The sequence below is a fragment of the Streptomyces sp. NPDC051555 genome (assembly GCF_044454405.1).
Classification (GTDB): Bacteria; Actinomycetota; Actinomycetes; order Streptomycetales; family Streptomycetaceae; genus Streptomyces.
Window position 1 is genome coordinate 387,545 of record NZ_JBITDP010000001.1, and the last position, 20,517, is coordinate 408,061.

Genomic DNA, 20,517 nt, shown 5'->3' on the forward strand with positions numbered 1-20,517 from the left:
GCGGGCACTGACAGCGGGCACTGACAGGGGGAGGTCTGCTCAGGCCCAGCCGTACCGCTCGCGCAGGCGGTCGACGACCAGTTGGAAGCGGCCGCGGTCCAGGGCGCACGCCTCGCGCCGCATGCCGGCGTCGTGCACGCGCAGCACCCGGTCCACGTCCACCCAGGACTCCCGTCCGGCCGCGTCCCAGGGCCCGGTGCCGATCGGGACCCACTCCCGGTCCTGGTCGTGGCGCTTGCTGGAGAGCTGTACGGCCAGCACGGTGTCGCGGTCGGTCTCGCGGGCGACGACCAGCACCGGCCGGTCCTTGCCCCGGCCGTCGTTCTCCTCGTAGGGGACGAACGTCCACACGATCTCGCCGGGGTCGGGGTCCCCGTCGTGGTCGGGCGCGTAGGAGGTGCGCACGGGCCCGATGGCGCGCGGATCGACCTCGGCGGTCGCCCCGGCGCCGTCGCGGCCGGGCTGGTGGGGCTGGTCGGTGTGCGGGGTGTGGTGCGAAAGTGCCGTCATCCGGCAGAGGTTAGCGGGGTGCCGGCGCGGCCGGTGCGGGACGTGCCGCAGCGATGCCCGGACCGGGCGCTATGCCGAACCCGTGACCGATGCCGTCGCCGCTCCCAGCGGGGCGGACCAACGCGGCCAGTGGGACTGCCAGTTCTCCGCCGCCTCCAGCTGGGCCGCCAGCGAGATGAGGAGCGGCTCCGAGGACTCCGGGCCCAGGAGTTGCGCGCCCACGGGAAGCCCCTGGGGGGTGAAGCCCGCCGGGACGTTCACGCCCGGCCAGCCGAGGACGTTCCAGGGCCAGGCGTACGGGCAGGCCGCGATGATCGCCCGTTCGGTGTCCAGGGAACCCCGGTTCTCCAGGGCGCCGACGCGCAGCGGGGTGGTGGCCGTCGTGGGCGTGAGGACCACGTCGTAGCGGTGGAAGATCTCCCCGATCCGGTGCTGGTGCAGGGCCTCCGCGCGGCGGGCGGCCCGCAGGGGCAGGCCGCTGAGGATCCGCCCCATGAGCGTGGCCTCGCTCGTCCGCGGGTCCAGCAGCGAGGGATCCGGCACCCGGGCGGCCCACTCGTGTACGCCCCCGGTCGCGCGGGGTATGAAGCTCAGCCCGATCTGCCCGTACCGGGGGTCCTCCAGGGCCACCTCGTGACCCAGCGCCTCCAGCCGCCCGGCGAGCCGCTCCACGGCGGAACGGATCGACGGGTCCAGGGACTTGGAGGTGCCGGTGAACGGCATCGCGAAGGCGAGCGCGATCCGCAGCCGCCCCGGCTCGGTGCGGGCCGCCCGGGAGGCGGAGATCGGCGCGGGCCGGTGCAGGTCGCCGCGGTGGGACCCGCTGGCCGCGTCGAGCAGCAGCGCGGCGTCCGCGACCGTACGGGCCAGCACGCCGTTGACCGTCAGCCCGCGGAAGGCCTCCGGCTCGGGCCAGGTGGAGATGCGGCCGCGCTGCGGTTTGATGCCGACCAGGTGCGTCCAGGCCGCCGGGATGCGGATGGAACCGGCGCCGTCCGATCCCAGCGCGGCCGGGATCAGGCCGGCGGCCACGGCGGCCGCCGAGCCGCCCGAGGAGCCGCCGGGGGTGAAGGCCGGGTTCCACGGATTGCGGGTCGCACCGAAGGCGGGCCCCTCGGTGAGCGGCCACTGGCCCAGCTCCGGGGTCTGCGTCTTGCCGACGATGACCGCGCCCGCGGCGCGCAGACGGCGTACCGCCTCGCTGTCCTCGGCCTTCGGCGGGAAGTCCCCGGCGCAGCCGAAGGCCGTCGGCAGCCCGGCCACGTCCATGTCGTCCTTGACCGCGAGCGGCACGCCGAGCAGTGGGAGCCGCTCCCCGGCGGCGAGCCGCCGGTCGGCCGCGTCCGCCTCCGCGAGGGCCGCCTCGCAGTGCACGATCCGGAACGCGTTCAGCTCCGGCTGCGAGGCCTCGATCCGCTCCAGGCACTGTTCGGTGAGCCAGCGCGAGGTCACGCTGCCGTCGGCGAGCGCCCTGACCATGTCGGCGAGGCCGGGCACCCGGTGCGGGGTCGGGAGGGGGTGCGGGCCCGGCGGCGAGCCGGGAGCCAGGACGGCCGTGGGGCCCGGGGCCAGGACGGCGGTCGTCGCACCAGGAGCCCTACCAGGAGCCCTACCAGGAACCGTGCCAGGAACTGTGGTCATCGAAACCGGACCTCCCCGTTACTCATCGGTACACCGACCGTAACGGGGAGATCTGGAAGCTTGCTATATCCATCCTTCAAGCGAGGTCATGAACCCCTCGAAGTCGTCGCGGTGGATGGTGTGACCCGCGCCCGCCACCGAACGGACCTCGAAACCGCGGGCCTTGAGGATGTCGCCACGCTCCTCGTCGATCAGGAAGCTCGGATCGGCCAGCTGGACCAGGGACGGCACCACCGGCGCGGCGGGCAGCAGGTCCGTACCGGCCAGGGAAGCGAGGCACAGCGCGGTGGCTTCGTCCCAGGCCGCCAGGGTGAGCAGCTCGACGTCCACGTCGGCCTCCTCCCAGCGCGGGCTCAGCGCCCGGATCCGCTCTCTGGAAGCCGACTTGAACGCGGCGAACACCTCGGGCCCGAAGCCCTCCCCGAGCGGGGCCAGGTGCCAGGCCGGGTCCGAGTAGACCGCGCGCCGCGGCCGCAGCCGGTCCACGGCCAGGGAGAGCGTCAGGCCGCCGAGGGAATGGCCGAGGGCGAGGTCCGCCCCGGCGGGGAGGGTTTCGACCAGGTCGTCGGCGAAGCCCTGCGGGGTGTAGTCGCCCCGGCCGCTGGCGCCGTGGCCGCGCAGGTCGACGGCGATGACGCGGTACCCGAGGGCGGCGAGCGCGGGACCGACCCGGCGCCAGGTGCGGTGGTCGGACATGATGCCGTGGACGAGCAGGGCGACGCGGTCGCCCTCGCCCCAGGTGTGGGTGTGGAGTTGCACGGAGTGCCTTTCTGCGGGACGCGCGGTGCGGGCTGCGGGCTGCGGGCTGCGTGGCGCGTGGAGCGTGGAGCGTGGTGCGGGTGTGCTGTACGAGTCTGCCGGTGAGCGGTCGTCAGCGGACGCTGCGGATCGGCTTCACGGCCAGCGCGCCCGCGACGGAGAGCATCGCCGCGATGACGAACAGGGCGGTGTACCCGCCGCTGACGGACACGATCACCGAGGCGACGAACGGCGCGACGATCTGCGGTCCGGCGTTGGCGATGTTGAGGACGCCCATGTCCCGGGCCGCGTCCTCGGCCTTCGGGAGCACCATCGTCACCAGCGCCGTGTCGACGGCCATGTAGCAGCCGAAGGCGAGGCCGTTGACCACGGAGAAGGCGAGCATCGCCGACCAGCTCGTCGACAGGGCCGGGATGAGGAGCGCGACGGCCGACAGCAGCGCGGAGGCGCCGACGAACAGCTTGCGGCGGTCGAAGCGGTCGGACAGGTAGCCGCCCAGGACCGTCGAGACCACCATCGCGACGCTGGTCAGCGGCATCAGGAGGGCCACCGCCTCCTCCGCCTCCATGCCCGCGGGCAACGCGGTGTGGTCCTGGAGGATGTACAGCTGGTACCCGCTCACCGAGAAGTACCCGAGGACCAGCAGCGCGCGCCCGATGAAGGCCCACCGGAAGTCATGGTCGCGCAACGCCCCGCTGAAGGCGGCCAGTTGGGCGCGGACGGGCAGCTGGGCGCGGGCCGGGAGGCGCTGCTCGCGGCTGCTCGCCGTGAAGAGCACGGCCGCGCCCGCCACGACCGCGCCGAAGACCAGGTAGCCGGTGCGGTAGTCGTCGGAGAAGGCCGCGCCCAGCAGGGCGCCCAGGGTCGAGCCGAAGGGCAGGCCGAGTCCGACCGCCGCCGAGGCCTTGCCGCGGGCGCTGACCGGGATCCGGTCGGGGACCACGGAGGTGATCGCGGCCTGGTAGACGTTCATCACGGCCTGGCCGAGGCACCAGGCGATGGTGATCAGCAGGATCGTATCGGCGAGCCCGAGGAGGAACATCGCGGGGACCGCGGCCAGGCCGCCGCCCAGGATCCAGGGGTTGCGGCGGCCGCTGCGGTCCGAGAGGGCGCCCGCGACCGGGTTGAAGACCGTGGCGAAGACCGCGGAGACCCCCGCGATCAGGCCGAAGTTGGAGACCTTGTTCGCCGGGTCGATGTGTTCGACCTGGAGCGCGAGCAGGATCCCGGCGACTCCGATGTAGAGCGCGTACATCGCGGTGTTGCCGATGAGGAGCAGCGGGAGCAGACCGCGTCCGGGCGCGGGCGGCGAGGGCGCGGCGGCGGATGCGGCGGGGGTGGCGTCGGCGGTGCCGGTGCCGGGGGAGGAGACGGCCACGGTGCCCTCCTGGGCAGGGATGTCGGGCGGGTGAGGGGGTGCGCGCCGCCCCGCCGTGACGGCGGGGGTGCGTCGGAACACGACGGGGCGGCGGCACGGTGCGACACGGGCTGCGGCACGGTCGGTGCAGGGGTTGTGACGACCGGGTTACACGTGTCAATGAATCGTGTAACCACTGTGTAGCATCCGATTCCGGCCATCCGCTAGCCCCCGGGCCCCACCGGTCTGGAAAGATGCCACGGCAATGCCTCCCTCACCGAAGCCGTCCCCGAAGCGACCGTCGCCGACGTCGTCCGCCCGATCGGCGCCGCCCCCGCCGCCCGCCCCGGGCCCTACGGCGGGCCCCGCCGCGGCCGCCGGCGAGGCCGTTGCGCCCGGGCTGCCCGTCGCCCCCGGGCTCGCCGCCGCCCCCGCGCCCGTCGCCCCGGTGTCCCCTGCACCCACCACGCTCCCCGCCGCACCGACCAGTGCCGACGTGGCCCGGCTCGCCGGCGTCTCGCGCGCCACGGTCTCGTACGTCCTGAACAACGCCGAAGCCGTGCGCATCAGCGAGCCGACCCGCCGCAAGGTGCGCGAGGCCGCGGAGGAGTTGGGCTACGTCCCGCACGCCGCCGCCCGCAGCCTGCGGGCCGGGCACACCCGGATCGTGCTGCTGCCCACCTCGCACGTCCCGGCCGGGCCGCTGTACAGCGCCTTCTTCAACGAGCTCCAGTGGGCGCTGCGCCGGCTCGACTACACCGTCGTCCAGTACGGCAGCCTCGGCCTCACCGGGGACCAGGCCGCCCGCGCCTGGGCCGAGCTGCGGCCCGTGGCGGTGATCTCCCTCGGCGAGATCGTCCTGAGCGCCCACAACGTCGAGACCCTCAAACGGGCCGGAGCCCGCGCCGTGATCACGCTCGGGCCCGCCGGCGTCGCCGGGGCACACGCGCTCGTCATGGACCAGGCCGAGGTCGGCGCCCGGGCCGCGGCCCACCTCGTCGAGCGCGGCCACCGCCGGATCGGTGTGATCGTCCCCGAGGAGGCGGGCCTGGAACTCTTCTCCGCCCCGCGCCTGGACGGCGCCCGGGCGGCGGCCGCCGGCGCGGCCGAGATCGAGCCGCTGCCCATGGCCTACACCGAGGAGTCGGCGCAGGCCCTGGTGGCCAGGTGGCCGGAAAGCGGCCCTGATGCCGTCTTCGCCTACAACGACGAGTACGCGATGCTCCTCATGCGCGCCCTCCAGGACGCGGGGCTGCGGGTGCCCGAGGACGTGGCCGTGATGGGCGCCGACGACCTGCTGATCGGCCGCCTGCTGCGGCCGCGCCTGAGCACGGTGCGGATCGAGATGCCCACGGGCGATCACCTGGCGTCCCTGGTGGACCGGGCGGTCCGGGAACCGTCGGAGGTCCCGGCCCGCCGCGATCTGCTGGCCGCGCGCGCCGTCCCCCGCGAGTCCACCTGAGCGCTCGGGGCCCGGCCGACGGGCCGGGCCGGGCGCCGGTGCGGCGTGCGGTGCGGCGTGCGGTGCGGGGGCGGTGCGGCGGGCGGTGCGGCGGGTGGTGTGGCGGTGCGCGGGTCGGCCGGCCAGGTCAGGGCGCCGCCGGGGGGCGTTGACAGGCCGCGAGCCGGGGACGGAGACTGCGGGCGCGCCCACCGGCGCGCCCGCACGGATCTGCCCAGGAGACCCCGCATGCGCATCCGCGACGTGTACATCGTCGACGCCGTCCGTACCCCGATCGGCAAGTTCGGCGGTGCCTACGCCGGGGTCCGCCCGGACGACCTGGCCGCGCACGTGGTCCGCGCCCTGGTGGACCGTACGCCCGCGCTCGACCCCGCGCGGATCGACGACGTGGTCTTCGGTGACGCCAACGGCGCCGGCGAGGACAACCGGGACGTCGCCCGCATGGCGGTGCTGCTGGCCGGCCTGCCGGTCACGGTCCCGGGGGTCACCGTCAACCGGCTCTGCGGATCGGGTCTGGAGGCCGTGATCCAGGCCGCCCGTGCCATCGCGCTCGGTGACGCCTCCGTGGCGATCGCGGGCGGGGTGGAGTCCATGACCCGCGCCCCCTGGGTGGTCCAGAAGCCGGAGCGGGCCTTCCCCGCGGCGCACCAGCAGATGTGGTCCACCACCTTGGGCTGGCGGATGACGAACCCCCGGATGCCGCAGGAATGGACGGGAACGCTCGGCGAGGGCGCGGAACTGGTCGCGGACAAGTACGCCCTCACCCGCGAGGCCCAGGACGCCTTCGCCCTGGAGAGCCACCGCAAGGCCGCCGCCGCCTGGGCGGCGGGGGAGTACGCGGCCGAGGTGGTCCCGTACCCCGGTGTCGACCTGCTGCGCGACGAGTGCATCCGTGAGGGCTCGACCATGGAGGCCCTCGGCCGGCTGAAGCCGGCCTTCCGCACCGACGGCCGGGGCACGGTCACCGCCGGCAACGCCTCCCCGCTCAACGACGGGGCCGCGGCCCTGCTGCTCACCGACGAGGCGGGGCTCGCGGCGACCGGGCGCGAGCCGCTCGCCCGGATCCGGGCCTCCGCGGTCACCGGGATCGAGCCGCAGCTCTTCGGGCTGGGGCCGGTCGAGGCGGTCCGGCGGGCCCTGGAGAAGGCGGGCCGGGCGTTCGCGGACCTGACCACCCTGGAGCTCAACGAGGCCTTCGCCGCACAGGCGTTGGGCTGTCTGGAGGCCTGGCCCGAGCTGGACCGCAGCGTGGTCAACCCGCGCGGCGGGGCCATCGCGCTGGGCCACCCGCTGGGCGCCTCCGGGGCCCGGCTCGCGGGCTCGGTCGCCCACCAGCTGGCGGCGGCCGGTTCGGGGACGGGGATGGCCGCGCTCTGCATCGGGGTGGGTCAGGGCATCGCCCTCGTGCTGGAGCGCTGACGGGCCGGGGCGGACGGGGTAGCGGGGGCCGTCGGGGCGGGGGCGGTGGGCCGTACGGACGCTCGATCGATTCCGGACACGTGCCGCCGGCAACTGCCCAATAAGTGAACAGAATTGGGAACTCCGTTCTGACACGATGACGCGTGCCGCCCCCCACCCCCGCAGCTCCGCCCCATCCATCGGAGGCCCCGCGCCATGCCGCTCCTCGACCCGCAGCTCTGGCAGGACGGACCGACTCTGGCCGGGGGTACGTCACCGGTCGTCGAACCGGCGACCGGCCGCACCCTCGCCACCCTCGACCTGGCCTCGGCCCCCGACGTCGCCGAGGCCGCCGTACGGGCCCTGGCCGCGCAGCGGGACTGGGCGCGCGCCACCCACCTGGAGCGCGCCGCGGTGCTCCGCCGGGCGGGGGACCTCTTCGCCGCCCACGCCGACGAACTGCGCGGGTGGCTGATCCGCGAATCCGGCTCGATCGCCGGCAAGGCGGACTTCGAACTGCACGTCGCGGCCCAGGAGTGCTACGAGGCCGCGGCGCTCGCCTCGCGCCCGACCGGGCAGGTGCTGGCGACCGAGGCGCCCCGGCTCTCGTACACCCGGCGCACCCCGGCCGGGGTCGTCGGGGTGATCGCCCCCTTCAACGCCCCGCTGATCCTCGCCATCCGATCGGTCGCGCCCGCGCTCGCCCTCGGCAACGCCGTGCTGCTCAAGCCGGATCGGCGCACCGCCGTGTGCGGGGGGCTCGCGCTCGCCGCGGTCTTCGCCGCCGCCGGGCTGCCGGCCGGGTTGCTGCACGTCCTGCCCGGGGACGCGGACACCGGGGCGGCCGTGGTCGCCGACCCCCTGGTGCGCGTCGTCTCGTTCACCGGCTCCACCGCGAGCGGCCGGACCGTCGGGGAGTCGGCCGGCCGTCACCTCAAGCGCGCACACCTGGAGTTGGGCGGCAACTCGGCGCTGATCGTGCTCGCCGACGCCGACGTCGAGGCCGCCGTGGCCCAGGCGTCCTGGGGGTCCTTCTTCCACCAGGGCCAGATCTGCATGACCGCGGGCCGCCACCTCGTGCACGCGTCGCTCTACGACGAGTACGTCGAGCGGCTCGCCGCCCGGGCCGAGGCGCTGGTGGTGGGGGACCCGTACCGGGAACAGGTGCACCTGGGGCCGCTGATCGACCGCGCCCAGCTGGAGCGGGTCCACGCGCTGGTCGAGGCGAGCACCGAGCGCGGCGCCAAGCTGCTCGCCGGCGGCACCCACCGGGACCTCTTCTACCGGCCGACGGTGCTCGCGGGCGTCGCCGACGACACCCCCGCGTACGCGCAGGAGGTCTTCGGACCGGTGGCGCCCGTACGCTCCTTCGCCACGGAGGAGGAGGCGATCGGCCTCGCCTCGGCGGGCCCGTACGGCCTCTCCCTGGGCGTGGTCACCCGTGACGCGGCGCGCGGGCTGGAGCTGGCCGATCGGATCCCCACCGGGATCGTGCACGTGAACGACCAGACGGTGAACGACGAGGCGGTCGCCCCCTTCGGCGGTGTGGGTGCCTCCGGCAACGGGGCCCGGTTCGGCGGCGAGGCCAACCTCGACGCCTTCACGGAGCTGCGCTGGACCACGGTCCGCCGCACCCCGGCCGGCCACCCGTTCTGACCGGCCCCGGGGGCGCGGCAGGTCCGGCCGGCCCGCCCCCCGGCCCCGGCCCGGGGGTCGCGGAATGCCGGCGGCGCTCCGTTCGTTCCAGGGAACAGGAAGCGAGACATACGGAGGTCTGGAAACCGTGGCTACAGTCGAACTCACCAAGGAGAACTTCGACCGGACGGTCAGCGAGAACGAGTTCGTGCTGATCGACTTCTGGGCGTCGTGGTGCGGTCCCTGCCGGCAGTTCGCCCCGGTCTACGAGAAGGCGTCGCAGGCCCACTCCGACCTGGTCTTCGCGAAGGTGGACACGGAGGCCCAGCAGGAGCTGGCCGCCGCCTTCGACATCCGGTCGATCCCGACCCTGATGATCATCCGGGACCAGGTGGCCATCTTCGCCCAGCCGGGGGCGCTGCCCGAGGTCATGCTGGAGGACGTCATCGGCCAGGCCCGCGCGCTGGACATGGACGAGATCCGCACGAAGATCGCCGCCGAGAAGGCGAAGACGGAGGCCCCCGACCCGACCCAGCCCCCCACGGAGGCATAGCCACACCCCGACGGCCCGGCCCCGGCACGGTGCACCGCCACCCGCCGGTGCACCACGCCGGGCCGTCGCCGTCCGGTCGATGTCCCTTCCGCCCCGCGTAAGGTGACGGGCTATGAGCCCCTGGCCGGGATTCCGTCGGGTCCGGGTGGACGCGGTGGGAACCCTGGAAGGTGTTTATGTCGGAAGCGGTGGAGTACGACGTCCTGGTGCTCGGCGGGGGGCCCGCGGGGGAGAACGTCGTCGACCGGGTCCGGGCGGCCGGGCTGAGCGCGGCGCTGGTGGAGAGCGAACTCGTCGGCGGGGAGTGCTCGTACTGGGCCTGCGTGCCCAGCAAGGCGTTGTTGCGCCCGGCGCTCGCGCGCGCGGACGCGCGCAAGGTGCCGGGGCTGGCCGACGCCGTCCGCGGGCCGCTCGACGCGGCGGCCGTGCTGGCCCACCGGGACTACTGGACGAGCAATTGGAAGGACGACGGCGGACGCGACTGGCTCGCGTCCATCGGCGTGGACCTCTACCGGGGGCACGGCCGCCTCTACGGGATCCGGAAGATCGCCGTCACCAGCCCCGAGGGGGAGCACACGGTGCTCTCCGCCCGGCAGGCCGTGGTCGTGGCGACCGGCACCCGGGCCCGGCTGCCCGACCTGCCGGGGCTGGCCGGGGCCCGCCCGTGGACCAGCCGTGAGGCGACCTCGGCCGGGCAGGCCCCGGAGCGGCTGCTGATCGTCGGGGGTTCGGTGGTGGCGGTCGAGATGGCCACCGCGTGGCAGGCCCTCGGGTCGCAGGTGACGCTGCTGGTGCGCGGCGCGCGGCTGCTGCCCCGGATGGAACCCTTCGCCGGGGAACTGGTCGCCGAGGCGCTGCGGGAAGCGGGCGCGGTGGTCCGTACGGGCGTGGACGTGGAGGCCGTCGTGCGTGACGGGGCGACCGGGCCGGTCACGGTCGTGCTCACCGGCGGGGAGACCCTGGAGGGCGACGAGCTGCTGATGGCGACCGGTCGGGTCCCGCGCACCGAGGACATCGGCCTCGACACCGTGGGGCTGGAGCCCGGTGGTTGGATCGCGGTCGACGAGAGCTGCCGGGTGTCCGGAACCGATTGGCTGTACGCGGTCGGGGACGTCAACCACCGGGCGCTGCTCACCCATCAGGGCAAGTACCAGGCACGGATCGCGGGGGCCGCCATCGCCGCCCGTGCGGCAGGCACCGCCACCGGGGCGGACGAGGGGCGCTGGGGCCCGTACGCGGCCACCGCGGACACCGCCGCCGTGGCGCAGGTGGTCTTCACCGACCCGGAGGCCGCGGCGGTCGGGCTGACCGCCGCGGAGGCCGAACGGGCGGGTCACCGGGTGCGCGCCGTCGACTACGACCTCGCGCGGGTGTCCGGGGCGGGGCTGTACGCCGACGGGTACCGGGGCCGGGCGCGGATGGTCGTGGACCTCGACCGCGAAGTCCTCCTGGGCGCCACCTTCGTGGGCCCGGGGACCGCCGAACTGGTGCACGCGGCCACCGTCGCGGTGGTCGGGGAGGTGCCGATCGCCCGGCTGTGGCACGCGGTTCCCGCGTTCCCGACGATGAGCGAGATCTGGCTGCGGCTGCTGGAGAGCTACCGGGACGCCGACGAGGCTTCCTAGATCGCTTCAGGGGGTAGCGGGTCGCGGGCCGCGGAGGGGGAGGGGGCGGCTGAGGACGAGGTTGGTGGTGGTGCTGCCGAAGGCGGCCAGCTCGTCGACCACCTCCTCCAGGTGGCCCATCGAGGTGGTCGCCACCTTGAGGACGTAGCAGTCGTCCCCGGTGGTGCGCAGGCATTCGAGGATCTCCGGGCGCGCCTCCAGCAGGCGGCGCAGGGGCTCGTGCCGGGTGCCCGGGCCCGGGTACTTGAGCCGGACCACCGCCAGCACGCCGTACCCGGTCCGCTCCAGGTCCACGTCCGCCCGGTACCCCGTGATCACCCCGGCCTCCTCCAGCCGCCGCACCCGCTCCTTCGTCGCGGAGGCGCTCAGGTTCACCCGTCGGGCCAGCTCCGTGAAGGCGATCCGGCCCTCCCGCTGGACCTCCCTCAGGATCGCCCAGTCCGTTGCGTCAAGAGTCTCGGTCATCGGGCCAGAATACCGGCGGATCCACGGCCGAACTGCTTTTGTGCAGGCGGGAGTCGCTTCTGGGGGTCCCGCCGCCTGGCTAGGCTCGACGGTGTGAAGATCGGAGTGAACGTCCCCAATTTCGGCCCCGGCACCGATCCGGGAGTCCTGCGCGGCTGGGCCCGGACCGTGGAGGACCTGGGCTACGACCTGTTGATGGTCTCGGACCACGTGGCCATCACGCCCGACGTCGCCGTACGCTATCCCGCGCCCTTCTACGAGCCGTTCACCACCCTGTCCTGGCTGGCGGGCCTGACCACCCGGGTCCTGCTCGGCACGACGGTCCTCATCGCTCCCTACCGGCACCCGCTGCTCACGGCCCGGATGGCGGCCAACGCCAACGAACTGAGCGGCGGCCGGCTGGTCCTGGGCGTCGGAGCGGGCTGGGCGCGGCAGGAGTTCGCCGCCCTGGGAATCCCCTTCGCGCAGCGGGGCCGGCTGACCGACGACCACCTGCGCGGCCTCCGGGAGGCCTGGGCGGACACCGCCGGTTACGGGGACCGCAGGATCCCGGTGTGGGTCGGCGGCAACAGCGACGCGGGGCAGCGCCGGGCCGTGCGCTTCGGGGACGCGTGGCATCCGCTGCGCCCCACCGTGGCGTGGCTGCGCGAGGCCGCGGTGCGGCTCGCGGCGCACGCGGAGGACCTGCGGCGGCCCGCGCCCGCGCTCGCGCCCCGGATCGCCCTCGGGCTCACGGCGCAGCCGGTCCTCGGGCCGGACCGGCTCGCCGGGCAGGGAACGATCGGGCAGGTCGTCGAAGATCTGGAGGCGATAAGGCTGTTGGGCGCCGAGTCCGTGATCCTCGACCCCTACGACGGCGATCCCCGCCGGACGTGTCACCCGGAAGCGGCCTGGCAGGCACTGGCGACGGTGGCCGCGCACCTGCGCCCCGCACACCGCACACCGCACACCACACCGCACCGCACCGGAACGGAGCAGCAGTCATGACCACACCCGAGGACCAGGCCCTCCTGCGGCGGGCGATCGCGCTCGCGGGAGAGGCGGGCGAGCGCGGCGATCCGCCCTTCGGATCGCTGCTGGCCGGGCCGGACGGCGCGGTGCTGGCGCAGGAGCGCAACACGACCCGCAGCGACGCGGACATCACCGCGCATCCGGAACTGAAGCTGGCGCGCTGGGCGGCGCGGGAGCTGGACGCGGTCACGGCGGCGGGCACCACGCTGTACACCAGCTGCGAGCCGTGCGGGATGTGCGCGGAGGTCATCCGGCTGGCGGGCCTGCGACGGGTGGTGTTCGCGTTGTCCGGTGAGCAGTTGGCGGGCATCAGGTCGGGCAGCGGGCGACCGCCCGTGCCGCAGGAGGGTCCCGCCCTCTTCGAGGAGGTGCGGGAGACCGTCGCCCGGTACTACCCGCAGTACCCGCGGTAGGGCTGCGGGCTCCTGGCGCGCGCCGTACGCGTGGGTGGTCGACGGCGAACCGGGCGCGGAGTGGCCGGAGTTCCCGACATCTCCTGGATCCGGACGGCCGGAACCACCCTTCCCATCTTGATCGATATTAGGTTAGCCTTACCTAAGTCGAGGTGGTCGGGGCGTGCTCCGCGCCATCCTCGGGCCTTCCCGCCCCTCCTCCCGCGCCCGAAAGGTGTTCCCCGATGAGTGCCGCCCGCATGCCCCGCATCGCCGCCCGCATCGCCGTCCGTACGGCCGTCGCCGCCACGGCCACCATCGCCGTGGCCCTCGGCATGGCCACCTCCGCCTCGGCCGCCACGTCGACGCGCACGGTCACCGACGGCGGCGCGACCTACCACCTCTCGCTCACCGCGCCCGGCGCCGCCGCCGCGACGGGCCAGAACATCACCGTCACCGGCAGCGGCTACAACACCGCCAAGGGCGTCTACGTCGGCCTCTGTGCGGTCAACGGCGCCCAGGGCGCCGCCAAGCCCACGCCGTGCCTGGGCGGTTCGGACCAGGCCGGCACCACCGGAGCCTCCCACTGGGTCTCCGACGTCGGCGGCGGCACCCTCCCCAACACCTCCGTCTTCGGGCCCGGCGGCAGCTTCAGCGTCACCATCCACGTCAAGGCCGACCTCGGCAACGGGCAGGTCTGCGGGGAGACCGTGGAATGCGCGGTCGTCACCCGCGCCGACCACTTCAACTCCGGGAACCGCGCCTACGACGTGCACGCCCCGGTGACCTTCAACTAGCCGGCCCGGTCGACCGGTCGATCCCCATGACCCTCCGCCAGCAGAGCGCCGTCGGCGTCACCGTCACGGTCACCGTGGTCACCGCGGTCGCCGTCGTCCTCGGCGCGCTCGCGGCGGGCACCTCGGTGTCCGCCGCGAGCGGCGCGCCCGCCGCCACCGCGAGTTACCGGGCGGTGGCGCAGTTCACCACCACGGGGCGGCCCCGCGACCTGCTCCTGCACCCCGACTCCGGCAAGCTGTACGTCGGTTCGGCCGATCTGCCGGACACCACCGGGGTCAACGAGAACGGGCTGTACGTACTGGACCCGGCCGACGGAAAGGTGCGCAGTACGGTCACCCGGGCGCCCGGACCCACCGGCGCGCTCGGCCCGCGCGCGGTCGGCCGGTTCGCGGCCCCGCTGCCCGGCGACGGCGCCGCCTTCGTCTATCCGCTGCGCGGTATCGGCACCGCCAAGGACGGGGACCCGGCCGTGACGGGCGGCTGGCTCCCGGGGGCGACGGTCACCGACGTCGGCCCGGGCGCCACCCCCGGCACGGTTCTCGTCGCGCAGGGCTCCGTGCTGGAGGAGGTCGACACCGCCGAGGTGACGGTCCGGCGCTCCCTCGCGCTCGACGGCGGAACGGAGTTCGCCGTCGACGCGGCGCGCGGCGCGGCCTGGTTCGCCGACTACGCCGGCCGCGCGTTGTACCGGGTCGACCTCGCGTCGTTCACGGTCGCCGCCACGGTCCGGCTCCCCGCCGGGGAGGGCTTCGGCGGATTCGTCGAGGTGGACCCGGAGACCGGCGCGGTGTGGGTCGGGCTCGACAACTCCGTGCTCGCGTACGACCGTACGGGCGCCCCCCTCGGCGCGGTCACCGGAGTGGACCTGCCCCGGGCGGCCGCCTTCGACCGCGCCACCCACCAGGTCTTCGTGGTCTGGCAGGACGCGGGGGACCCGGGCCGGCCGGGCAGCGACGGCGACGGCACGCTCACCGTGCTGCGCTCGGCGGACCTGAAGGAGGCCGCGCCACCCGTCGTACTGCCCGGCAATCAGGGGCAGTTGGGTGCGGCCGCCGTCGCGGTGGCCCCCGGCGCCAAGGTGGTGTTCGTGTCCGACCCGGCCGGAGCCCGGATCACCCGGCTGGAGCGGTTCGAGCCGCCCCCGCCGGCCACCCCTGGTCCCACGGACGGGAGTTCGCCGCCGGCCACCCCGGGCCCGGGGCCCTCGCCGACGCCCACGCCCGGTCCCACGGGCCCGCAGGGGCCGTCACCCGCGCCGTCGGTCTCGTCGCCCCTCCCGTCCGCCTCCACCGGCGGTCAGGTGCCGGTCATCACGACCGGCGACGCCGCGGGCCCGGGCACCACGGGCGGTGCGGGAGGCGGGTCGGGGAGTGCCCCGGCGTCCGGCACGGCGGCATCGGGTACGGCTTCCGGTTCCACGGTCGGCGGCGGTGGTTCCAGTGCCGCCGGTGGCGCGCTCGCGTCCACCGGTGTCGCCGTGAGCGCCCTGGCCGCCGCCGCGTCGGCGCTCCTGGCCGGTGGCGGCTGGCTGCTCGCCCGCAGGGGTCGCCGCACGCCGGACGCTCCGGGCCCGCGGGACGCCTGAGGCCCGCCGGGCGTGCCGGGCGCCTGAGGCCCGCCGGCGCCCCGCCCCGCCGGCTACGCCGGGAGCGTCGCGCGCCGGTAGCTGCCGCCGTCGCGGGTCCGCGTCAGCAGGCCCGCGATGACCAGGTAGCGCCGCAGCGCGGCACTGTCGTCGTGCACGGAGCGCAGCGCCCCGTTGACCTCGGGTTCGGTGTAGTCGCGATCCGGCTCGAACAGGGTCTCGGCCAGGTGCCGCAGGAGCTGGTCGCGGCGGGCCGGCTTGCGCGGGACCGCCTTCAGTCGGCCCGTGGCGGAGAACAGGTCGGCCACGGGGTTCCGTTCGGCGCGGGCGGACGGACGGGGCGGGTGCTGCGTTGCGTTCTCGGACATGAGCGGCAGCCTGACCCGGCGGCCGGGCCCCGGGCAACCGGTTTTCCCGCACACGGCTCTCCCCGCGCACCAAAAAGTGACGCTCCTTCATCTTACTGAGTGGTAGTCCCCGCCAGTACCCTCCGGGAACCGTTCCCCGCCTCTCGGAGGAGCACCCATGAAACGCCCCACCGCCCGCCTGCGCACCGCCGTCGTCGGCGGGCTCATCGCCCTGGGCGCCGCCCTGTTCTCCCCCCTCGCGACCGCCTCGGCGGCCCGGTCCGCCGTCGACCCCGTCCCGCTCCCCGTCGCGGACTACTGCGGCGGCCAGTGCTCCGACATCCTGCCGCCCGGCCAGAGCGGCAACGCCACCCTCGCCCAGATCCTGCTCCACAAGGCCTTCGGCACCCTGCCCGAGCACACCTCCGACCAACTGGCGCGCTACGCCGCGCTGGCGGGTGGGTACCCGGGCCTCACCGATGCGAAGATCAACGACTTCTTCAACGACGCCTCCTTCGGCGTCCCCTCGTCCCAGGTGGCCTCCACGATCAGCCCGCGCTCCGACGTCACCATCACCCGGGACAAGAAGTCCGGCGTGCCCCACATCAAGGGCACCACCCGCTACGGCACCGAGTACGGCGCGGGCTACGCCGCCGCCCAGGACCGGCTGTGGCAGATGGACCTCTTCCGGCACGTCGGGCGCGGGGACCTGACCCCCTTCGCGGGCGGCGCCCTCGCCAACCAGGGCCTGGAGCAGGAGTTCTGGCCCCAGGCCCCCTACACCGAAGCCGACCTGCAGGCCCAGGTGGACCGGATCCGCACCACCGAGGGCGAGCGCGGTCGCCAGGCGATGGCGGACGCGCAGGCGTACGTCGACGGCATCAACGACTACCGGACGCAGTCGAAGAACGGCCGCTACTTCCCCGGCGAGTACGTCCTCACCGGTCACATCGACTCGATCACCAACGCGGGGGAGATCCAGCCCTTCAAGCTCACCGACCTGATCGCCCTCGCCTCCGTCGTCGGCGGGCTCTTCGGCGGCGGTGGCGGCGGCGAGGTGCAGGCCGCGGTCTCGCTCCTGGCAGCGCAGCAGAAGTTCGGCCTGGAGGAGGGCACCCGGGTCTGGGAGTCCTTCCGCGGACGCGAGGATCCCGAGGCCGTGCTGACGGTCCATGACGGGACGAGCTTCCCCTACGCACAGAAGCCGGCGGCCCCCCAGGGCACCGCGCTCCCGGACGCCGGCTCGGTCGTCGCCGAACCGCTGGTGTACGACCGTAAGGGCGCGGCGACCGCCGCGGCCGCGGCGGCGCCGCCCAAACCGGTCAAGCAGAGCATGTCCAACGCGCTGCTCGTCTCCGGCGCGAAGACCGCGAGCGGTCATCCCGTCGCCGTCTTCGGTCCGCAGACCGGCTATCTGGCACCCCAGTTGCTCATGCTCCAGGAGCTCCAGGGCCCGGGCCTGAGCGCGCGCGGGGCCTCCTTCGCGGGCGTGAGCATGTACGTACAGCTCGGGCGCGGCCAGGACTACGCCTGGAGCGCGACCTCCGCCGGGCAGGACATCACCGACACCTTCGCCGTCGAGCTGTGCGAACCGGGCGGCGCCGCGCCGACCACCGCCTCAGCCTCCTACCTGTTCCGCGGGACCTGCACGCCCATGGAGAAGCTGGAGCACAGCAACGCCTGGACCCCCAGCGTCGCCGACGGCACCGCGGCCGGCTCCTACCGGATGCAGGTGTGGCGCACCGCCTACGGCATCGTCACGCACCGCGCGAGCGTCGCGGGCAAGCCGGTCGCCTACACCGCACTGCGCTCGACCTACCGCCACGAGGCCGACTCGATGATCGGCTTCCAGATGCTCAACGACCCGGCGTACGTGACGGACGCCCGCGCCTTCCAGCAGGCCGCCCAGCACATCGGCTACGCCTTCAACTGGTTCTACGCCGACTCCCGCGAAGCCGCCTACTACAACAGCGGGGCGAACCCGGTCCGGGCCGCCGGGGCCGACCCCGCACTGCCCGTCCTCGGCCGGGCCGCCTACGAGTGGCGGGACTTCGACCCGACCGCGAACACGGCCGCCTACACGCCGCCCGCCGAACACCCGCAGTCCATCGGGCAGGACTACTACATCAGTTGGAACAACAAGCAGGCCAAGGGGTACGGGGCGGCCGGCTTCGGGATGGGCGCGGTGCACCGTGCCAGCCTCCTGGACGACCGGGTCAAACCGCTCGTCGCCGCGGGCGGCGTCACCCGGGCCTCGCTCACCCGGGCCATGGAGGACGCGGCCGTCACCGACCTGCGCGGGGAGAACCTGCTGCCCGAGCTGATCGACGTCCTCGCCGGCGCGCCCGTCACCGATCCGGCGGCGGCCGCGGCCGTGCAGAAGCTGGCCGCCTGGCGCGACGCCGGCAGCGAACGCAAGGAGACCGCCCCGGGTTCGCAGACCTACGCGAACGCCGACGCCATCCGCATCATGGACGCGTGGTGGCCGCTGCTGATCGAAGCCGAGTTCAAGCCCGGTCTCGGCGCCCCCCTGTACGACGCCCTGCGGGCCTCGCTGACCATCGACGAGGCACCCAACGCGGGCCACGGGCCCACCGGTTCGCACGCCGGCTCCGCGTTCCAGTACGGGTGGTGGAGCTACGCGGACGAGGATCTACGGATGGTCCTCGGGCGGCCGGTGGCCGATCCGCCCTCCCGGGTCTACTGCGGGGGCGGTTCGCCGAGCGGCTGCCGTGACGTCCTGCTCGCCACCCTGAAGCAGGCGGCGGCCGCGACCCCGGCCGCGGTCTACCCGGCCGACGGCACCTGCGCCGCCGGCAAGCAGTGGTGCGCGGACGGCATCGTCCAGCGTCCGGTGGGTGGGCTCGCCCACCCGATGACCACCTGGCAGAACCGGCCGACCTACCAGCAGGTGGTGGAGTTCCCGGCGCACCGCTGAACCGGCGCACCGCTGGACCGGCGCACCGCTGGACCGGCGCACCGCTGAACCGGCGCACCGCTGAACCGGCGCACCGCCGAACCGGCCCGACCCCGCGCGAAGCCCCGCCGTCCCCGGTGCTGACCGGGGGCGGCGGGGCGGCGTTCACCGTGCGGGGGTCAGGGAGCGACGGTGATCTGCTGGGCCGGGTCGGTGGTGTCCGTCACCTTGTACACGGCGTTGAAGGTCGAGCTGGTCGCGCTCGTCGGACAGCCGAAGCCGCCGGTGACCGTGACCGGCACGGTGGCGTTCGTGAAGGTCAGGCTGGAGGGGGCGCCGTTGGTCCAGGTGCCCGCGACCGCGGCCGGACCGCTGGGGGCGGTGGTCACGGTGCAGGTCGCGAGGCCGGTCGTGTGCACGACCAGACCGCCGGTGGGCACGGTCATCGTGGCCGTGATCGGCGAGCCGTTCTGCATCGAGACGGACCACGCGCCGCTCGTGGTGACCGTCGGCGTGACCCCGGGGATGCTGGAGGTGCACGAGCTGTACGTCGGCGGCGAGATGGGCGAGGAGACGGCCCCGGCCGCGTTGTGGTTGCCGGGAGCGGCCGGGACCGAACCCGTCGAGACGGAGACCGAGCAGGTCACGGTGACCGAGCCGGCCTTGAGGGTGGCCTTGCCGCTGAGCGTGGCCTTGAAGGCGTGTCCGGCGGGCGAGACGGTGGTCGAGCCCGCCAGGGGTAAGGGGCTCGCCGTCGCGGGGACGGAGCCCAGGGTGAGGGCCCCGGCGGCCGCGAGACCGGCGGCCAGGGCGAGTGCGGTGCGGGTGCGCGTACGGGTCATGACGGCGCTCCTTGGGGATCGGTGTCCTGCGTGGGGGGCGCAGGAGAGGGGGGAGGAGTGGTCTGCGTGGGGGGAGTGGCGGACGTGCGGTGGGGCGCGGCGGAAGGCTGCCAGGCGAACATCAGACCGCCGCCGAGGATGCCGAGCAGGGTGCCGATGAGGAACCCGCCCAGATTCGACAGGACCAGCGCGGCCGTGGCGATGAGCGTCGTGAGGATCCCCGCCAGGGTGCGGTGCTGAGGGGAGAACCAGGCGGAGAGCCCCATCACGATCATGACGATCCCCATCAGGACGGACGGGATGCCCGCCACGCCCTGCTGGAGCATGATCTTCAGCGGTGCCAGCGGCAGCGCGCAGATCTCGGCCCCGGCGAGAAGGGTGAAGAAGCCGCCCCAGAAGGGTCTGCTCCGCCTCCAGCGACGGAACCTCCCGGGCCGCCGGCCGCCGCCGGACGGGGTGCCGGTCTCCGGGCCGGTGCCGTCCCGGGCGCCGCCCCGGGTCAGAAGCATTCCTTCTTGCCCTTGCTGATGTTCATGTTGAGGCCGGAGAGCTTGAAGGTGCCGGCGTTGGTCGCCCACGCCGTCTGGTGCAGGTTGCTGATGGTGACGCTGTCGGCCTGCTGGGCGAAGAGGTCCTGCATGCCCACGGCCTCCGTCGGACCCTTGTCCAGGGTGGAGGCGTCCCGGCCGATCTCGATGTTGCTGAAGACCGCGTCGCCGGAGAGCTGGGTCGCGTCCACGAAGAGGTTGCTGGCCTCGACCGGATTCTTCTGGCCCGCCGTGAGGTTGAGCGAGATGTCGCCGATCAGCGGGAGCGTGGTGACCACCGACTGGCAGAGGCTGTGGAGCTTGGCCTCCTTGATGGCGGTGACCGCCACCGGGATGAGCTCGCCCCGGGCATTGACGTCGACGCTGCCGTACTGGGCGAAGCCCTCGCCCTCCAGGCTCTGCGCCGAGACCTTGAACTGCTGCCCCGACACGGCGAAGGAGGCGGCGAGCGCGCCCTGCGCCAGGGCTATCCCGAGGCCCGCCGTGACCGCGACCGCCGGGAGGGTCAGGACGGCGAAGCGCCGCCATCTGACCCGGCCGTCAGCGCTGTTGACAGCGTTGTCAGGTAAATTCTGGGAATCTTCCACCGGATGCCCCTATATATCGGCTGTGCACCGTTGTTACCGACGAGTTGAATGTAAGAGTGCCAATGGTGGTTGGCAAGGTTGCGGG

The 20,517-nt window shown here is 74.2% G+C and carries 19 protein-coding genes; 10 read left to right on the top strand and 9 right to left on the bottom strand.

Translation table 11 applies throughout. From position 1 onward, the window contains the following. Nucleotides 1–39: 39 nt before the first annotated feature. From ACIBEA_RS01595 to ACIBEA_RS01610, 4 genes are all read right to left on the bottom strand, one after another. A complete protein-coding gene (locus ACIBEA_RS01595; protein ID WP_399256732.1) occupies nt 40–510 on the bottom strand; it encodes a type II toxin-antitoxin system PemK/MazF family toxin in 471 nt (156 codons plus the stop codon). A 69-nt stretch (nt 511–579) separates the two neighbouring features. Continuing rightward, nucleotides 580–1,989, bottom strand: a complete 1,410-nt coding sequence (locus ACIBEA_RS01600) for an amidase (RefSeq protein ID WP_399257891.1) — start codon at nt 1,987–1,989, stop codon at nt 580–582. A 225-nt stretch (nt 1,990–2,214) separates the two neighbouring features. After that, the gene (locus ACIBEA_RS01605) at nt 2,215–2,910 is read right to left on the bottom strand and encodes an alpha/beta fold hydrolase (RefSeq protein WP_399256734.1); all 696 of its coding nucleotides are present in this window, start codon (nt 2,908–2,910) and stop codon (nt 2,215–2,217) included. A gap of 112 nt (nt 2,911–3,022) precedes the next feature. Then, nucleotides 3,023–4,288 carry an MFS transporter gene (locus ACIBEA_RS01610; protein WP_399256736.1) on the bottom strand — a complete coding sequence of 422 codons (1,266 nt, stop codon included), beginning with the start codon at nt 4,286–4,288 and terminating at the stop codon, nt 3,023–3,025. Nucleotides 4,289–4,715: 427 nt separating this feature from the next. Here ACIBEA_RS01610 and ACIBEA_RS01615 point away from each other — a divergent pair, with 427 nt between their 5' ends. The 5 genes from ACIBEA_RS01615 (at nt 4,716) to ACIBEA_RS01635 (ending at nt 10,940) form a co-directional block, all read left to right on the top strand. Further along, nucleotides 4,716–5,729: a LacI family DNA-binding transcriptional regulator gene (locus tag ACIBEA_RS01615; protein ID WP_399256738.1), complete on the top strand. Its 1,014-nt coding sequence runs from the start codon at nt 4,716–4,718 to the stop codon at nt 5,727–5,729. A gap of 228 nt (nt 5,730–5,957) precedes the next feature. Continuing rightward, the gene (locus tag ACIBEA_RS01620) at nt 5,958–7,148 is read left to right on the top strand and encodes a thiolase family protein (protein WP_399256740.1); all 1,191 of its coding nucleotides are present in this window, start codon (nt 5,958–5,960) and stop codon (nt 7,146–7,148) included. Between the two features lie 195 nt (nt 7,149–7,343). Further along, complete coding sequence (locus ACIBEA_RS01625) at nt 7,344–8,783, top strand: aldehyde dehydrogenase family protein (protein WP_399256742.1); 1,440 nt, start codon at nt 7,344–7,346, stop codon at nt 8,781–8,783. Between the two features lie 127 nt (nt 8,784–8,910). After that, nucleotides 8,911–9,315 carry a thioredoxin gene (trxA, locus tag ACIBEA_RS01630; protein WP_399256744.1) on the top strand — a complete coding sequence of 135 codons (405 nt, stop codon included), beginning with the start codon at nt 8,911–8,913 and terminating at the stop codon, nt 9,313–9,315. 176 nt (nt 9,316–9,491) lie between these two features. Continuing rightward, nucleotides 9,492–10,940, top strand: a complete 1,449-nt coding sequence (locus tag ACIBEA_RS01635) for a dihydrolipoyl dehydrogenase family protein (RefSeq protein ID WP_399256746.1) — start codon at nt 9,492–9,494, stop codon at nt 10,938–10,940. A gap of 6 nt (nt 10,941–10,946) precedes the next feature. Here the strand turns inward: ACIBEA_RS01635 and ACIBEA_RS01640 are convergent, their stop codons facing one another. Then, complete coding sequence (locus ACIBEA_RS01640) at nt 10,947–11,405, bottom strand: Lrp/AsnC family transcriptional regulator (RefSeq protein WP_399256749.1); 459 nt, start codon at nt 11,403–11,405, stop codon at nt 10,947–10,949. A gap of 93 nt (nt 11,406–11,498) precedes the next feature. On the opposite strand from ACIBEA_RS01640, the gene ACIBEA_RS01645 reads away from it, so the two are divergent. The 4 genes from ACIBEA_RS01645 (at nt 11,499) to ACIBEA_RS01660 (ending at nt 15,191) form a co-directional block, all read left to right on the top strand. Next, a complete protein-coding gene (locus ACIBEA_RS01645; protein WP_399256751.1) occupies nt 11,499–12,392 on the top strand; it encodes an LLM class flavin-dependent oxidoreductase in 894 nt (297 codons plus the stop codon). Further along, nucleotides 12,389–12,829: a nucleoside deaminase gene (locus tag ACIBEA_RS01650; RefSeq protein WP_399256753.1), complete on the top strand. Its 441-nt coding sequence runs from the start codon at nt 12,389–12,391 to the stop codon at nt 12,827–12,829. The genes ACIBEA_RS01645 and ACIBEA_RS01650 overlap by 4 nt, the downstream gene beginning before the upstream one ends. Nucleotides 12,830–13,068: 239 nt before the next feature. Continuing rightward, entirely contained in the window at nt 13,069–13,605 is a 537-nt protein-coding gene (locus tag ACIBEA_RS01655) for a hypothetical protein (protein ID WP_399257893.1), read from the top strand. 26 nt (nt 13,606–13,631) lie between these two features. After that, on the top strand, nt 13,632–15,191 hold the full coding sequence (locus ACIBEA_RS01660; protein ID WP_399256755.1) for a YncE family protein: 1,560 nt from the start codon (nt 13,632–13,634) through the stop codon (nt 15,189–15,191). Nucleotides 15,192–15,244: 53 nt separating this feature from the next. Here the strand turns inward: ACIBEA_RS01660 and ACIBEA_RS01665 are convergent, their stop codons facing one another. Next, the gene (locus ACIBEA_RS01665; RefSeq protein WP_399256757.1) at nt 15,245–15,559 is read right to left on the bottom strand and encodes a DUF2087 domain-containing protein; all 315 of its coding nucleotides are present in this window, start codon (nt 15,557–15,559) and stop codon (nt 15,245–15,247) included. Nucleotides 15,560–15,716: 157 nt separating this feature from the next. On the opposite strand from ACIBEA_RS01665, the gene ACIBEA_RS01670 reads away from it, so the two are divergent. Continuing rightward, nucleotides 15,717–18,476, top strand: a complete 2,760-nt coding sequence (locus ACIBEA_RS01670) for a penicillin acylase family protein (RefSeq protein ID WP_399256759.1) — start codon at nt 15,717–15,719, stop codon at nt 18,474–18,476. Nucleotides 18,477–18,634: 158 nt separating this feature from the next. On the opposite strand, the gene ACIBEA_RS01675 is transcribed toward ACIBEA_RS01670, so the two are convergent. From ACIBEA_RS01675 to ACIBEA_RS01685, 3 genes are read right to left on the bottom strand one after another with little or no spacing between them, the layout of a single operon-like run. Continuing rightward, nucleotides 18,635–19,297, bottom strand: a complete 663-nt coding sequence (locus ACIBEA_RS01675; protein ID WP_399256761.1) for a hypothetical protein — start codon at nt 19,295–19,297, stop codon at nt 18,635–18,637. Continuing rightward, nucleotides 19,294–19,806 carry a DUF6114 domain-containing protein gene (locus tag ACIBEA_RS01680; protein WP_399256763.1) on the bottom strand — a complete coding sequence of 171 codons (513 nt, stop codon included), beginning with the start codon at nt 19,804–19,806 and terminating at the stop codon, nt 19,294–19,296. The genes ACIBEA_RS01675 and ACIBEA_RS01680 overlap by 4 nt, the downstream gene beginning before the upstream one ends. After that, complete coding sequence (locus ACIBEA_RS01685) at nt 19,797–20,432, bottom strand: DUF6230 family protein (protein ID WP_399256766.1); 636 nt, start codon at nt 20,430–20,432, stop codon at nt 19,797–19,799. Before ACIBEA_RS01685 ends, ACIBEA_RS01680 begins: the two co-directional genes overlap by 10 nt. Nucleotides 20,433–20,517: the final 85 nt, after the last annotated feature.